Source organism: Nitrososphaera viennensis EN76 (assembly GCF_000698785.1).
Classification (GTDB): domain Archaea; phylum Thermoproteota; class Nitrososphaeria; order Nitrososphaerales; family Nitrososphaeraceae; genus Nitrososphaera; species Nitrososphaera viennensis.
In genome coordinates this window covers 811,009-825,332 of sequence record NZ_CP007536.1, presented here as the reverse complement: position 1 = coordinate 825,332, position 14,324 = coordinate 811,009, and the positions used below count along the sequence as shown (strand labels likewise).

20 protein-coding genes and 3 tRNA genes are annotated in these 14,324 nt (G+C 49.3%); 7 read left to right on the top strand and 16 right to left on the bottom strand.

Annotated features, from left to right (window positions below; translation table 11 throughout):
• Positions 1–43: 43 nt before the first annotated feature.
• Positions 44–195 (bottom strand) — tRNA-Leu (locus NVIE_RS04750).
• A gap of 91 nt (positions 196–286) precedes the next feature.
• On the opposite strand from NVIE_RS04750, the gene NVIE_RS15280 reads away from it, so the two are divergent.
• Both NVIE_RS15280 and NVIE_RS04745 read left to right on the top strand, forming a co-directional pair.
• Complete coding sequence (locus NVIE_RS15280) at positions 287–433, top strand: hypothetical protein (protein WP_158435093.1); 147 nt, start codon at positions 287–289, stop codon at positions 431–433.
• Between the two features lie 33 nt (positions 434–466).
• Complete coding sequence (locus NVIE_RS04745) at positions 467–754, top strand: single stranded DNA-binding domain-containing protein (protein WP_075054265.1); 288 nt, start codon at positions 467–469, stop codon at positions 752–754.
• Between the two features lie 4 nt (positions 755–758).
• Here the strand turns inward: NVIE_RS04745 and NVIE_RS04740 are convergent, their stop codons facing one another.
• From NVIE_RS04740 to NVIE_RS04720, 5 genes are all read right to left on the bottom strand, one after another.
• Positions 759–1,547, bottom strand: a complete 789-nt coding sequence (locus tag NVIE_RS04740) for a proteasome assembly chaperone family protein (RefSeq protein WP_075054264.1) — start codon at positions 1,545–1,547, stop codon at positions 759–761.
• Positions 1,548–1,633: 86 nt separating this feature from the next.
• Positions 1,634–2,194, bottom strand: a complete 561-nt coding sequence (locus tag NVIE_RS04735) for a hypothetical protein (protein WP_075054263.1) — start codon at positions 2,192–2,194, stop codon at positions 1,634–1,636.
• A 220-nt stretch (positions 2,195–2,414) separates the two neighbouring features.
• Positions 2,415–2,684, bottom strand: a complete 270-nt coding sequence (locus NVIE_RS04730; protein ID WP_144239508.1) for a hypothetical protein — start codon at positions 2,682–2,684, stop codon at positions 2,415–2,417.
• A 142-nt stretch (positions 2,685–2,826) separates the two neighbouring features.
• Entirely contained in the window at positions 2,827–3,105 is a 279-nt protein-coding gene (locus NVIE_RS04725) for a hypothetical protein (protein WP_075054261.1), read from the bottom strand.
• 207 nt (positions 3,106–3,312) lie between these two features.
• Positions 3,313–3,552 carry a hypothetical protein gene (locus tag NVIE_RS04720; RefSeq protein WP_144239507.1) on the bottom strand — a complete coding sequence of 80 codons (240 nt, stop codon included), beginning with the start codon at positions 3,550–3,552 and terminating at the stop codon, positions 3,313–3,315.
• Positions 3,553–4,314: 762 nt separating this feature from the next.
• On the opposite strand from NVIE_RS04720, the gene NVIE_RS04715 reads away from it, so the two are divergent.
• On the top strand, positions 4,315–4,485 hold the full coding sequence (locus NVIE_RS04715) for a DUF1059 domain-containing protein (protein ID WP_075055993.1): 171 nt from the start codon (positions 4,315–4,317) through the stop codon (positions 4,483–4,485).
• Positions 4,486–4,586: 101 nt separating this feature from the next.
• Here the strand turns inward: NVIE_RS04715 and NVIE_RS04710 are convergent.
• Positions 4,587–4,660 (bottom strand) — tRNA-Thr (locus NVIE_RS04710).
• A gap of 88 nt (positions 4,661–4,748) precedes the next feature.
• On the opposite strand from NVIE_RS04710, the gene NVIE_RS04705 reads away from it, so the two are divergent.
• Together NVIE_RS04705 and NVIE_RS04700 are read left to right on the top strand one after the other, a co-directional pair.
• Positions 4,749–4,868 (top strand) — tRNA-Leu (locus NVIE_RS04705).
• A gap of 79 nt (positions 4,869–4,947) precedes the next feature.
• Positions 4,948–6,216, top strand: coding sequence for a site-specific integrase (locus NVIE_RS04700; protein ID WP_075054259.1), 1,269 nt, complete (start codon positions 4,948–4,950; stop codon positions 6,214–6,216).
• On the opposite strand, the gene NVIE_RS16050 is transcribed toward NVIE_RS04700, so the two are convergent.
• Positions 6,200–6,334: a hypothetical protein gene (locus tag NVIE_RS16050; RefSeq protein WP_258914169.1), complete on the bottom strand. Its 135-nt coding sequence runs from the start codon at positions 6,332–6,334 to the stop codon at positions 6,200–6,202. The two genes, NVIE_RS04700 and NVIE_RS16050, sit on opposite strands and share 17 nt — an antisense overlap.
• Positions 6,335–6,588: 254 nt before the next feature.
• Positions 6,589–7,065 (bottom strand): hypothetical protein, encoded by a 477-nt coding sequence (locus NVIE_RS04695; RefSeq protein WP_075054258.1) that lies wholly within the window; start codon positions 7,063–7,065, stop codon positions 6,589–6,591.
• A 468-nt stretch (positions 7,066–7,533) separates the two neighbouring features.
• Between NVIE_RS04695 and NVIE_RS04690 the strand changes: the two genes are divergently transcribed.
• Entirely contained in the window at positions 7,534–7,728 is a 195-nt protein-coding gene (locus NVIE_RS04690; RefSeq protein WP_075055992.1) for a hypothetical protein, read from the top strand.
• 59 nt (positions 7,729–7,787) lie between these two features.
• Here the strand turns inward: NVIE_RS04690 and NVIE_RS04685 are convergent, their stop codons facing one another.
• Positions 7,788–8,531: an A24 family peptidase gene (locus NVIE_RS04685; RefSeq protein WP_227717477.1), complete on the bottom strand. Its 744-nt coding sequence runs from the start codon at positions 8,529–8,531 to the stop codon at positions 7,788–7,790.
• Between the two features lie 497 nt (positions 8,532–9,028).
• On the opposite strand from NVIE_RS04685, the gene NVIE_RS04680 reads away from it, so the two are divergent.
• Positions 9,029–9,394 carry a DUF6788 family protein gene (locus NVIE_RS04680; RefSeq protein WP_075054256.1) on the top strand — a complete coding sequence of 122 codons (366 nt, stop codon included), beginning with the start codon at positions 9,029–9,031 and terminating at the stop codon, positions 9,392–9,394.
• 319 nt (positions 9,395–9,713) lie between these two features.
• Here the strand turns inward: NVIE_RS04680 and NVIE_RS04670 are convergent, their stop codons facing one another.
• The 6 genes from NVIE_RS04670 to NVIE_RS04650 all read right to left on the bottom strand — a co-directional run bounded on the left by NVIE_RS04670 (position 9,714) and on the right by NVIE_RS04650 (position 14,319).
• The gene (locus NVIE_RS04670) at positions 9,714–9,956 is read right to left on the bottom strand and encodes a TRAM domain-containing protein (RefSeq protein ID WP_075054254.1); all 243 of its coding nucleotides are present in this window, start codon (positions 9,954–9,956) and stop codon (positions 9,714–9,716) included.
• Positions 9,957–10,315: 359 nt separating this feature from the next.
• On the bottom strand, positions 10,316–10,534 hold the full coding sequence (locus NVIE_RS14765; protein ID WP_144239506.1) for a hypothetical protein: 219 nt from the start codon (positions 10,532–10,534) through the stop codon (positions 10,316–10,318).
• Positions 10,521–10,883 (bottom strand): hypothetical protein, encoded by a 363-nt coding sequence (locus NVIE_RS04665; protein WP_075054253.1) that lies wholly within the window; start codon positions 10,881–10,883, stop codon positions 10,521–10,523. Before NVIE_RS04665 ends, NVIE_RS14765 begins: the two co-directional genes overlap by 14 nt.
• Positions 10,884–10,928: 45 nt before the next feature.
• The gene (locus NVIE_RS04660; protein ID WP_075054252.1) at positions 10,929–11,627 is read right to left on the bottom strand and encodes a hypothetical protein; all 699 of its coding nucleotides are present in this window, start codon (positions 11,625–11,627) and stop codon (positions 10,929–10,931) included.
• The gene (locus NVIE_RS04655; RefSeq protein WP_144239504.1) at positions 11,624–13,906 is read right to left on the bottom strand and encodes a hypothetical protein; all 2,283 of its coding nucleotides are present in this window, start codon (positions 13,904–13,906) and stop codon (positions 11,624–11,626) included. The genes NVIE_RS04660 and NVIE_RS04655 overlap by 4 nt, the downstream gene beginning before the upstream one ends.
• A 173-nt stretch (positions 13,907–14,079) precedes the next feature.
• Positions 14,080–14,319 (bottom strand): hypothetical protein, encoded by a 240-nt coding sequence (locus NVIE_RS04650; RefSeq protein ID WP_075054250.1) that lies wholly within the window; start codon positions 14,317–14,319, stop codon positions 14,080–14,082.
• Between the last annotated feature and the right edge of the window lie 5 nt (positions 14,320–14,324).

Below are 14,324 nucleotides of genomic sequence, written 5' to 3'. Positions count from 1 at the left end.
GAGCAGGCCAAAAAAAGGATTTGAACCTTTGTTTTTGAGAACATGGTGGAGGGGGTGGGATTCGAACCCACGAACCCCTGAGGGACGGGATCACTCATCCCGCGCTCGTGTAGGTGTTGCGGGAGTAACTGATGTCGTCATGCATGCGCATTGATCTTGAGTCCTGCGCGTTTGACCGGGCTTCGCTACCCCTCCACGCAAGCGGTAAGTGCCCTGCCTCTCCGTCCTTATTTCATGCTTGCGCCTTAAAGTTAATGTGGCAGTACATACAACCGTTAATGGGAGAATGGCAAAACCCGAGACAATAAACAGGCTTTGCATAAAGTGCCACACAAAGACTGTGCACGAGGTTCGAGACAGGACCGTTGCAGGCACCAAGGTGGTGTGCACGGACTGTGGCTTTTCGCAGGTCGTGACGAAACTTGAAACCTAACCTTTATTACGAGAATATTCTCATCCTTCTGGCATGAAGATAAGCGAACTGAAGGCCGGTATGCGCAACGTCAGCGTCACCGCCAAGGTGGACTCTGTCGGCCAGCCAAGGACCGTGAACCTGAAGGCAGGCGGCACAAACACCGTGGCCGATGCCATAATCTCTGACGACAGCGGCAGCATAAAGCTGTCACTGTGGGGCGACGACATCAACAAGATCCAGGCCGGCGACAGGATCTCGGTAGAAAACGGCTACATCAACACGTTCAAGGGCGAAAACAGCATCAGCGTCGGCAAGTTCGGCAAGCTGACAAAAGCCTGATCAACTAACTGATGTATCCCGTGTTGCGTGGCTTTTGAGGCTGCTGCTGGCCTTCCTGGGTCAGCCCGCCTCTTCCAGACATCTGCTGCTCTATCGTCTGTATCAACATCTCTGTGTCTTTTGCGCGTTTTTCAAGGTTTGACATGTCCACGTTGACATTTATGATGGAAAGCAGCGCCTCTAGCACCGCCTTTGACGCCTTGGCGTCAACCACATAGCCGGACGTCTCGCCCAAGAGGCACGTGCCCTTTATGCCGCGCAGTTTCGCTATCCCGATTACAAGGCCGTTCATCCCGTTGATGCTGCCGCTGTCCATGAGAGACACGCCGTGCGACGCAAAATCGCCGACAATGGAAGCGTCGGTGGCAGTGCCAAAGACGCGGGGCTTGTCCACAAAGACGCCTGTTATGTACGCCGCAAGCGTGAACACCTGCTTTGCGCCAAGCCGCGCGCCAAAGTCAAGTATCTGCTCTGCAAGCGCGTATTCCGAATCGGGGTTTGACGGCTGCGAGTCGCCCGTGAGAAGGAGCAGGCTCGTCTCTTTGTCCTGCCATGAAAATATGCTGTTTTTCATGAGGTCTGCCGTGCCGTCGGTGCGTATCATCACCTGCGGCGGAAAAGAGCTTGAATAGATGTCGACAAGATGCTCTGCGTGGAGCTCCTGTATGAGGTGGTCTATTGCCAGCTTGCCGACATAGCCCGAACCTGGAAAGCCGCACACCAGATGGGGCTCGGTCGCAAACTTGGGCATTTCCTTTGCAGAATACACAAATTGGATCTCTCCGGCAGACACTACTACTTTCTTGAGTATCTCTTGCTCTTTAAAGCCTTTCCCGCAGGCATCTGTGTGGGAAACTGATTGATTGGTTGGTTGGCTGGTCAGTTGTCCTGAAAAGAAGACAGCTGGCCGTGCGAGCCGGCACTGCCATACATCCGGGCTAGCGCGGCGTCGACCTGCTCCTCTGGCACGCCAAAGAAGGAAAACGCCTCTACCATGCTTGCCGCGTACTGCTTTTGCCCTGGTGTCGACGCGGCGACATAGGCGTTTGACGCCTCTTCAAGGAGAAGCCTTGCGTGCCTGTTCCACTCTGCGACGCCGCCTGCCCTGACGAGTGGGGCAAGCCTTGCAAAGGCTGCAATGATGCCTATCCTGTATTTCTGCAGCTGCATCTTGGCAGGGTTCTTGTCTGCAAGCGACGGGACGAGCGTGCATATCCTGCTCTGGTACTCATCGAGGTTCTTGGCGATGTTAAACGTCTCGCCGAGCGCCGGCAGGCTTTTTCTTGCGGCCCTTGCGTCGATGGACACGCCTTCGAGCACACCTGAAAGCGGCAGGAGCACAAAGTCGGGCGAGGTTATACCGTCGCCGGCAAGAAATTTCCTGCATCTTGCGGCAGAAAGGTGCGCAGTTATCGCGGCAAGGGTAGTAGCAGCAGCCATTGCGTGTACGTGCGCGCGGTGCGCATCGGGCGTATAAATTGGTTAGATAAATCCTGACGCAGTCGCTTCTTTTGCAGTCACCGGCTTGGCGCCTTTCAGCCCATTGGGCGGAATCTTGTCCTGCGCGATTTGCCTAGTTATGTGCCGTCCTTTGTACACGCGCACGCATGACAGATATGCATCATATGCTGCACCCAAAATCTGTGCGTGCATGAATGGACTAGCGGCCGTCTGGAATGGCTGTCTTTGCGTTATCCGCAAAAAATTCCAGGAGGACCATGGTGGCCCCTGCCTCGTCAGCTGTCAAGTTCACCAGCCTGTAGTCGTAAGCGCCTAGGATGAGCCGCCAATCTTCAAGCGTCTGTTCCTTGGTTATCTTGCCGCGTTGCCGCGCTACGAATTTTCGGAACGACTTCGTAAATGCAATGTCATTTTGGTGCCTTTCAACGGCGTGGGCCTCTATCAGCCTTTGAATCAGCCCGTTTTCCACCCACAACAATTGCCAATAATGGCGACTCACAGGAAATTATTAACCATATGTGGTGCAAAATCTAGATAAATCATCGAGTGCAAGCCTTAATAGGATCGTTCTAATCTGCTTGTATGCGAGTAATAATATTGATTAATTAGTGCTAGACCAGGCGGCTCACACCTGCATCAGCGGTTTTGCGGTGCACAGTAGAATAAATGAAAAGCATCAGGACGGCAGATATTTCCTCGCTTGACAGGCTGAAAAGCAACGGGTGGTACTCAGACAGGATTGACCGCCAATTTTCGGTCGTTTTGGGGTTGTTCTCGCCTACGGCTTTGAATAGGATGTCCGCGAATCCGGCGTTAAATGAGATATCTTCTTTGTCCATCTGGATGGCGTGGACCTTTAGTAACTTGCTCACTAGCCCGTTGATCTGCATTGCAACTATGATACATGTGACGCTAATAGGTAATGTGGCCACAAAAATACCCAATAAGTGAAAAAGCGCAGCATTTTTGAAGTTAAATCCTGATTGAAAGCAAAAGCATGGCAAACCACGTAACTTTATTGGTCGATTGAATATAGAAGAAAAACACTAGCTGAACCAGATAAACCATGTGTGTGTATGTATATGTTGTTTGGCTTGCTAGCGCCCGTCAATAACGGCCGGCTCGGCGTGATTCAGGTAATAGTCTAGCAACATTACGGTCGCTTCTACCTCTTCTGCTGATAGATCTGCCAAGGAAGATTCAAAATCTGCCAGAATTTCGCGCCAACCCTGGAGCGTGCTTGTCTTTGCGGAATTACAGGAGGATATTATGCTGCAGAGGATGTATCCTCCAAAAGAGTTTGTAAAAGTGATCTCGCCGGCGCGTTTTTCAGCCACACGGGCATCCAGCAATTTGCCAATCAGTCCGTTGACTAGCACAACGCATTACACTGCCGGAATCTATTAACGCCCTATGACCATAACGCGCTATATAAAACGAGTATTCTGACTACAAAATCTGCGTTATATGGAGCATTTTTACATTAAAATGAGTCTGACATAACACCCCTCAAAATCCTCCTGGACGCCTGCCTGGCACTAAAATAATTTTAGTACGCTATACTCTTATTATTGACAAAGTCGAAAAGATCTCGAAGGGGAGTTTGCAGCCCCTTCAAACCGCAAGAACTGCGACGGGGTCAGGCTCCAGCCGGTCCATTCCGTTCCGTCTAATCAACACCTGTTCCGATCTGTCCTGACCCCTGACTGATTTTTCCGATCTCTCTCTGTGTTCTATTGTTGTCGTTGTTATCTGCTCGTTTGCACCACCGTGCAAGATAATGCTGATATTCTACTCTTGTACAAGTGTACTTGCGGAGTAGGCCATCCTGGGACGCCCTTCTGCTCTAAACGGCTTTTGGACGTTTCTTGTTGCATTTGACAATGTGGCCTGCTCCGCACTTTTCCAGCCAAATTCGCCCCCCCATAAAATGCCGCCGTGTTCAGGCGCCATGCATCCGTGTGTGCGTGTATGCATGATATAGATCCAGGAATTGAAATTCATGATGCAAGAATGACATTCTATAATCTTCTAGATTGGCTGATCCACTGGATATAGGTTAGATCATGCTTAAAGTGAACGCGTCCGTAAAAAGTGTCATGGAAATGAAATGCAGGGACGTCGGGTTCAACTGTGACTTTGTGGTAAGAGGCGATTCAGAACAAGAAATCATGCAACAGGCTGCGGCGCATGCACAGAGGGACCACGGCATGAGGCCGGAGGACATAACCGAGGAACTGAAAGGCAAAATCCGCGCAAACATTCACTGAAAACTTTTAGATTCATCGACCCGGGAGCTTCGCGCTAGTCTCAAGGTTGAAAACTCTCTCTCTCTCTCTCTCTCCCCTGCCTATTCTGACATAGAGAAAAAAGCCTTGGACGGGATTTGGACCCGTGACCTCTACCTTACCAAGGTAACGCTCTACCAGGCTGAGCTACCAAGGCTCAACGTTCAACAAAACATGAGGGTTTGATTAAGGTATCGAAGGAACAGCCAAGATTTAATTACTGACGGTGCATCTTTGCGCTGTGCGCGGGGGTTGTAGAGCCCGGCCAAATAGGAAAAAAACAACTTGGAGACGCGGGACTTAAGATCTCAGAATGGGTTATCCCGTCCCTCAGGGGTCCGTGGGTTCAAATCCCACCCCCCGCACTTTTACCTTAGTATGGTGCGGTATGAACAAAATCAAATACCTGCCTTAAAGCCTGTTCAGAGCTTTTTTAATAATAGGATGGACAGCGATTCCATATACAACTATACAGCCAAGATACTTTCTATCAAGAGGCGGCTAGAGCAGTTTGACGATGACGATGATGATGCAACCGGAAACGGTAAAGTTGCATCAGAGTTTCTGGACGCACTTGGCGACCACGGACTATCCAAGGGCAGGGTTGTCTATTATGCCGCAAGGCTACCAATTATCATGCAATGGTTTGCGAACCGCAGTATGATGTTAAAAAATGCGACCAAAGACGACTGCAAAGATTGCGTGAGGAGCATAATATCTGATAAATATGCTGGCAAGACAAACAGGGCTTTTGCAGAGGCACTAAAGAGGCTGGTTCATTTTGCCAAGGCGGGGGAGATAGGGGAAAAGAAGGATGGGAGAGACTATGTCTCAGAAGTATCGTGGATAAGGCCGGAAACGTACGTCAAGAACGGCCGAAAGAGGGAGATAAGGCCAGGGGACCTTCTTACAGGCGAAGAGATTGAAGCTTTGCTGGATGCGATACCGAAGATAAGCAGGTTTCCAGGCAGAGACAGGGCCATGGTGATGTGCCTTTATGAAGGGGCGTTCAGGCCCGGCGAGCTTTTGAACATGACAGTTGGAGGGGTGCTCTTCAAGGACAAAGTCGCCGTGGTAACGACGGTAGGCAAGACTGGCGAAAAGACGGTGCCACTGTTGCTGTCGTACCGGCTGCTGCTTGACTGGATAGAGCAGCACCCCTTCAAGGACAACCTGGACGCTCCCCTGTGGTGGTCATTTGCTACTGACAAGGTCATAGGCTACGGGTACCTCCGCAAAGTGGTAAAGAAGGCGGCTTCTGAGGCAGGGATAAAGAAAAAGGTCTGGAACTATCTGCTGAGGCACACCAAGCTTACCGACGTTGCACGGAAGCACCCTGACCAGATACTCAAGAGGTTTGGCAACTGGAAGAAGGGGACTGAGATGATGGACGTATACATCCATCTGAGCGAATCCGACCTGGAAGAAGCCGTTCTGAAGGAGCATGGCCTGCTTCCAGAAGGCGGGAAAAAGAACGGGCTGGTCCTCAAGACATGTCCAAGGTGCGGCGAACAGAATGCCGGGGCAAAGAGGTGTACCAAGTGCGGCTACATAATTGACGAGAAGCTGGCAATCAAAATAGCCCACAGGGAGCAGAGCACGCTTGAAGGACTGACTAGAACGGTAAAGGAGCACGAACACGTACAGAAAAAGATATTCAGGATGCTGGAAGAGCTGACCGGAACGACGAAGGCAGTCAGTTCTCCTGCCTGATCTCCTTTATCTTCTCCAAGTCATTTCTCAGCCTCTCAAGAAGAAGTCTGTATTCGTCCATAGCTTGCTTTAGCTCCAGAAGCTTGCTCTTTCTGACAGTGACATACTCCTCTTCCACGGTGGCAAATGCATCATACGGCTAAAAGCGGTAAAAACCGGACGCTGGTGAATCTACGTCGGACTTTGGCAGGCCTACGTTTGCCGGATGAACCGTTACATTTGGCGGCTTGTGATGCCTTACTATCTCAATGTCTCCTTATCGTCCATGGGGCAACAGAGCTCTGCATTTAGTACAGAGCATTTGCCGCTCTAATATTGATGGCATAGAGCGCACGCTGTTCAATCGCAGGGGCTGAAAAATGACGGCCGATATCAATTCGGTGCAGAGCTGGGCTGATTCGAATTCTCTTTCCTCTTTTCAGCGTGCCAAGTCACCTCGTGCTCATGCCTTTCCTTTTCAGAATTGTAGGACAGCATGCAGTACCGACACTTCAGAAGGGGTTTGGGCTTCTCTCTTTTGGCTCCTCGCACATTGGGTCTCTTGACTGCAGAAACATCATCCACATCGGGCAGGTCAAATGCAGCAGGGTGTGGCTCCTTTCCACCATGCCCATCGTCATCCAACAGCTTGACACTTCCATTTTTCACGGCAGTCCAGTGTTCCAAGAGGTATTTCCAGTCATAGTCCATGTCGCTAAAATAATCCGCTTCTTCAACCAGCTTGGTATAATCTGCAGCAGGATTTGAAACTGCCTTAAAGTCATGGTCGTTTGAAAGGCGGACGGCAAATTCCTTCCCCCGAGCATCCGACCACAGCTGGATTTTGCGAATGCCGGGGTTAAAGAACACTATTCACACAACCCTCCGCGCCCGTTTATAGATATTTTCTCCTAAACTTGCCGTAACTGGACCTTTCTGATAAAACAAGTCGGGATTACTGGGAGCCATGGCACGCCTCCTGATGTCCTTTCAACAGAAAGCTTAGCACGGTCTCCCTCTCTCCTTCGCCCCTTGTTTGGCACAGCTCGATTTCCTCCTTCAATGCGGAACAGAGACGGCACGGTTGCAAAGACCCTTTAACGTCCGTCATCTTTTACCGATCCCCTTTTTCTTGACCTTGGCTTTCCGTGCAGTGTACGGTATTCTTGGATAGCCAGCCTCACTGCATGACTCAATGATGCAGCCTTACCGGAATCCTTCATCTGTTTCAAGAATTGGTAATTGTCATTATCCACAGTCAGGTTAATTCTAGGCATATCAATACACAATCCTACACATTTGCTGTATAATATAAAGATTGTGTATAACAATGTCTTTATGATACAACTATACACAAACATACACAGAGCGATAGAAGAGATGAAGCGATTGCAGATAACGCTGGAAGACGAGCTGTACCAATGGGTCACAAAAGAGATCGAGAGATTGAGGTTTGGCAGCTACTCGCATGCGATAAACTTTGCACTAAAACAACTGAAAGAAGCCGAGACAGCAAAAGATGGCAAGAAATAGGATTTGAGAAGATGCCGCCAACTTTGGTTGCTTTCAAATTGTTATGATACTCGGCAGATTCATTGGTGCTGTAGCATCAACAGCAGCATGTCTCCAAATAGCATCGTAACAAGAAATCCTGCGAGAATGAATACCAAGAACGGCAGGTTCTGGGACAGCCATGTCCGACCGCCTACAGAAGACTCGGCACAGCAGGACCCTTTGCTGTCGCTATCATCTTCATCACAGTTTAAGCGGAAAGAAAACCTCTTTTTCCCTTCACCTGCCGAGCACTCGATCACCAAATGATGACGTATCGGCCTACTCGACGGAGTGCCTACAAAGCATGCCAGTATCTTTTTCCACGTGGGCTCGTCAAAACCTTCGAAAATCCTCTCCCCCCTTGCCACCTTTATCAGGTTGCTCAGTGCATTGTACAGAGGCACCACCAGAGCAAAGAGCACAGCATTTGTCAGTACCGTTATCCCTGTTAGCGGATGCACATAGAAGGAAGACATCAACAGATGATAAACAGGCAGAATCACGGAAACGGCCACAAGCGCTTTAGCATCTGCGCCGCCAAAGAAACCATACCTGTACAGAGCGATTGCAATCGCAGCAGTCAGAGATACAGAGACCAGAATCATCTGCACGTCGGCCGTTACTCCAGACGCGTATTCCCATGCATAGAGAACCAACCCTGCGCCGCCAAAAACCATCCATAATCTATCGTTGACCTCTCTTGTTTTGAGATCGTAATAGGACCCGATAGAGAGCATTGCAAGGCACAGGATTTCTCTTACAAAGAGAATGGACAGCAACAACCATTACCATTTGCAAAGGTAAAAAGCGAGAAAGGCATGTGGTGCGATGCTGTCGGCTATGTAAATCAGACATCTGGATGCGTCAACTCTTGCCAACAGTCCAGACAGAAATTGCCATTGACCTGGAATATCTCTGCACATCGGGCTTTACAGTGAATGCACATATTGTTGCTGCTAGAACATGGACGGTCAATTTCAGACAATCTGCATTCATCGGTTTACAGTAAGTTTAAGACGGAAAAAAATCCTCGCTATAGACATGCAGTAGACGTTCGTTCAAAATTGTTCCTCTGTGTCAACCGTTAGATCATGTTCTCGTGCTTCTACCACTACAAGATCTCTGATGGATTCTGATTTGGAGGGAACAGCAAACTACCGGCAAATGCTGAAGACCAAAAGGTTGCTCAGCCACTTTGAACCGATGGAGCGCTAGGCACCTTATCAACTTTGAAAATGCGCACTAACAGATGGACTCTTTATGCTCGCAGCTGGGCAGAATGATTAAGGAAGAAAAAGTTCTTGCAGAGCAGATCAAGCAGGTGCAGAAAGAGGTCGACGAGCTGTCTGTGCAATATGGCGGCTCGATACAGGTGCGGTTTATCAGGTGCGGAAGTCCAAACTGTTACTGCGCAAGGACAAAGAAAGGGCATGGGCCATACTATTACCTTGAGAGAAGGGTTTCTGCTAGAAAGGTCGAGATGATATACTTGGGTAAGGAAAAGGCTGATGTAAACCACTACAACAACTACCATTGCAAGATGAGCAATTTGAAAAAGAGGTTGAGGGCCATGAAGAAAAAGCATCAGCAATTGTGCGGAGCGATAACGGGTATTACACAGCTTGTAAAGACAGATTTTGAATGAAGCGTTTGATGATTGGTTGAACTGTGAAGTCGGGAACCTTACTTACAGGCTTGCGCAAAGAGCAGAAAATGTATGATAAGGTAAAAGAAAATTGGACATGAAAATGAATAATGCGGGGAAAACGGATGATGTAGGCTGCATTATGACGATACGGCTGCGTTACGACGAATCGAAGATTGTCGATAAGAAGGACTGCACTAGATTCGATCAAAAGAAATGGACAGAAAGGCAAGAATGCCGCAAGATGATGACTTCAGACGGCCGTCGGATGACAAAGTCGGATAAAATGAATCGGAGCTAGGCTCCGCGATTGTATAGCTTAGACTTTTTCTGCCGTGGCGAACCTTGGACCAACACTTTTAATCTTGACTTTGCACTTGTCGCCCACCTTGGCGCCTTTGACGAATATCACAAAGCCTTGGATCCTTGCAATACCGTCGCCTTGTCGACTGACTTCTGTCACCTCAACGTCGTACTCTTTGCCTTCTTCAACTGGTTTCGGGCCACCGAAGCCGCGCCTTTCAAAGCCGCCTCCGCCGCCCCTTCTTTCTCCGTAGCTCATTGTAACCACACAGAAGTGGTTTCTTCTATAAATACCCCATATTATCGAGTCGTCACCCGAAAATAACAGTCGGCATGGAAAACCAAGATTTGCCCGAGTTACTGGTGTAAAATGTAATTTATGACGGCATTGCTACTGTATCAGAATCCGTAGTAGCTGTTGACTATCCCGACCATAGGGACGTAGTCTGTCCCTAGGTTTCGGCCAGTCCCATGTATCCGGTTAAGGATTTGGGCAGGACGGGCCAACCCAGCAAGTATTGCTGAGCAGGTGCTTGGTAGGAGCACCATCGTCAGGGGATTTGCCCTGGAAGACGTTGGACCGAAAAGTCCAGAATCGGGGTTTTCGACCGAACGGGATTACCCGGAACCTTCCAAAACCTTTCTTACGTAGTGTCTGTACTTCATGTTCAGGTACGGGATTGCTTTCTTCGCAGTCTCCGTATTTTCAAGGACCGTTTCTTTGACCAGCTCTTTCTCACCGTTTCTCATGGCGTCGTTTAGTATGCGGGTTAGTTTTCGTACCGACGTTATTTTTGGAGGACGCACTGTATTCTTGTGGATGTTATCGTTTGACATCTCCACCGCCACCCGTCGATGCCGCGCTTGAATTTGCAGCCTGTTTGTTGTTTGTAATGTGGTATCTCCTTACGGATCCTTGCTTTGTCAGATACAGGATGCAGTCTTTGATCTGAGCTTTGCCATTTAGCAGCGCTGCTCGGAGGTTGTCTGGCACCTGTGACGGAAACAGGTATTCGTACTGGCCGTGCTTGCTCGTTTGCCATGGAAGTTTGTCGATGTCAAGTCCGTCAGGAGTTGGTATCTGCTGTCCTGCACTCTTGTTCAATTTCGCAGAATATTCGTCTATTGCTGCGTCTATCATGGCATGCAGTCTGGCCCTTACTTCGTCAATCAATTCTTTTTCCATTCTATTTGCCACCACTAATCTGTCATCGTCTTATCCGGAAAGAAGTTAAGGCGAGGCTGAGACAGCCTTCCCTCTAGACTGCTCGAGTGCGGCCAGTATTTGTGATGGCACCTGACTTCTGAATACCTCGTCTTCCAGCTTTGGGTTCAGCAGGAATATCGTCTTTGCCAGTATTGTCAGAGCTGTCTCGTCAAGCGGTATCCTTCCAATGGGAGTCTCGACGCCCGTTTCAGACAGGCTCCCCTGGACAACTATGCAGATTCTCCTGTATTCGTGGCCGTCTCTTACGTACGCGTTTCCGTGCCTGTCCACCTTGAAGCTGCCGTCGATGTGGATTGCTTCATCGTTGCTTTTCTCTTCAAAGCGGAGCCTCTGTCTGTATCCGGCCAGCATGAACTTCAACAATTCAATGCAGTTCCTGTCCGTATATTCAAGTTGAAACAGTCTTTCGTATGTTGACGTTGACCCGCATCTGTAGTGCTGCAGAATCGCTTCGGCTATCGCATCTCGTTTTCTTATCTGCATCTGTGCAGTCTTGTAGGAGCAGTTGAATATGCCGTCGTCGTACGTCTCCTGTACTTCCATTTCCTCGTTGAATCTGTAGGCTATCCTGTTGCCGTTGAAATGCTTGTACTTTACTTCAGTGTATGGTGTCAATGGCACCGTTTGCACCTTGCCGTTGAGGATAAGGACAAGCATGTCCTTTCGCTCCTCAAGGATGGTGTATGCTGCAGCGGCAGTCATCTGTGGCCCAACTCCTTTGAAATTAGGTATTCCCTCATCTCTTTGACTTCTGTTGCTTCTTTCGAATACCTGACTGCGTTGAGGAATACGTTCAGCATTTTTTCGTCTTTGATCGCATTTGCAGCATGGACTACGCTGTACAGTATTTCCACGTCGCCAATCTTGGGATAGCCGGGGTCTGCAATGAATTCGCCTCTTCTGAAGTCATGACCGGCTACAAGCGCCAGTGCCTCTGAACCATCCATGTCTGCAGCGTACTCGATGCCATGAAACTCGTAGAAGGCCATCAATTCAAAGAGCAGGTCATCGTCTCCTGCAATCGACAGATGCTCTTCCGAATGTGTGTACCTTGTTATCGAGGGGTCGCTGTACAGGACAAGTTTCACTTTCTTCTTGTTTGAACGTGTGATGGTATCTGTTACCCTCATCTTGCCGTCGCTTGTCTGCACCATTTTCCTACCTACGCCATCCACAAACGATTTCAGGGCTGTTCCTCTGCCATTGCTGTCAAGCTCTCGGTCGTCTCTGACAACCTTGTACCTTGTCTGCACCATGGACAGAAGACGCAGGTACTTTCTCATCGAGCCTTCAGGCACCCTTATGGTATCGCTGCCTACGTCTTCCCTTGCAGTTCTGGTCGTATGCCTTTTCACAGTCCTGAATCTTCCCCAGCTGTACCAGCCTGCGCCAGCTTCGTGGACTGGAAGGTCTTCAGGAACTATCCTTTCCCTTCTTTTCGTCTTCAAGTTGTTTTCCCGGATGAATTCCTCGCCGAACTTTACACCGAATTTTCTGAACAGTTGAAAGGCGTCTATGGAAGATGATTCGTGCTCTTGTTTGCTCCCAAGCCTGAATACCAGGGCATCCGGCACCTTGGACCGTATCAGGGCGATCTTGTTTTCGTTGAGGCTGTCCAGATAGAAGAGGTTCTGCGACTGCGCAAGCAGGTCTCCAATCTTTGCCCTGCCGGCATATTCCGGTGTTTTTACAGCTATCTCCACAAACTTGCACAGGTCTATGGTGTATTCCGAGAGGTATTCCCCAAGACCCATCCCTTCTAAAACTCTGTAGATTGGCTTGTACGGAGATTCTACATAGTCCTGCACGGATTTCAGGTCCAGAAATTGCAGCTTTTCCTTCAGGCTGCTCTTTACCTTGTCTTCTATCGCGTTGATCGCATTATCGCTTAGCCTCTCCCGGTCTGCAGTCGGCGGATATTTCCTTTCGTCCTTTACATTGAGCACCCAGTAGGAGAACGGCAGCTGTATCCCATCTGCTTCTATTGGTGTGCCAAGAAGATACGTTTCGCCAGAGCTGCTGTCAGGAATTTCAGCGACGAGGTCATTGTCGTATCCCTTTCTTATGGCGATGATGCCATAGAGGTAAAAGTCAGTATCTTTCGACTCAACGAACACCATCTTTACGAGTGGTCTGTACGTTTCAGTTGTCTGTACCTTGTTTTCAAGGTACTCGGCAAACGTTATCGTACCGAGCCTGTACCTTCCTGCCTTGGTATGGACTTTCTCTGTGCGGTATGATGGCAATCCGTCTGTGGAGATGTCTTCTTTCAGATTCAGGTAGGTATCAATGCCTGAAAACATGCACACTTTCATCATGTACTTGACCAGGTTTAGGATGCCTATGTCTTGACGCACGGTCAGCGTTATTCTGGTGCCGTACTCCTTCAGGTCTGCAGGCTCTGGAAGCACGTTGTAGCCTATTCCGTTCTTTCCCATGACTGCGTACTTTTCCCCAGTCTCCCTGCTGTACGTCTCCAACACCATTATGTCTGACATGCATGTGTACGATGCTCTCCCCATGCCGAATTGTCCGACCTCGGTAGAGTCGAAATTATCGCTTCTGCCAAGGACAGTGTACACAGTCAGGAATTTCTCCTGGGACATCCCTGTGCTGTCTATCCCGTGGATCACCAGTTTCCTTTCTGACGGGACGAGGGTTACCTCTATCCTTGGACTTGCGTCGTAGTGGTTCCTTGCTATCCTGCATGCCCTGGCTTCGTTGTTGTAAAGCTCTCTAAAGCCAGATTCTGCATTGGCGTAGAGGTCGTGCGAGATACGCTGGATTACCACATCCTGCTCCAGTTTCACGGGTATGAGACCGTTGCTTGACGCCTGCAGTAGCTTCTCTGCGTACGAGAGCTCCGCCCTGTCAAGCGGCAACGGATCCTCCTTGAGAAGCGTAGGTTTGTAGATCCTGACTGCCTCTGTGGCAGTAGCGTTTTTCTTGTTTTCGTTCGTACGGTTGTTGTTTATAGACAATTTCAAATCCCTCCTTTGGATTTCTTGCAGCTGCCTCCACTCTGCCGTCTAGGGAAAGGACCAGGACCTGGACGTCCTTCTTAGAGAGTGGCTTGAAAAAAATAAAGACGAAACTGATGCTGCCGATGGCCATCGGTTCGATTATTATGTGGCCCCTTCTGCTCTGGATGTTACTACTGTCGGTCGCCGTCTGATTCTTGCAGGTCTTTCTTGTAGTTCTTTACCCATTGGTCCAGCGTATACTTCCATTGGTAGGTCTGGTCAGCTAGGTAAAGCCCTGTGTCGACTATCCTGACGTACTTGACGTATCTGGACGTTGCCGCTCTGAAATCTGCGTCTCCGGATATCTTAATGGCAAAATGCTCGCCATGCTCGTCGGTCCAGAGTTCAAGCCTTCCTGTCCCTGCAGCCAACGGCC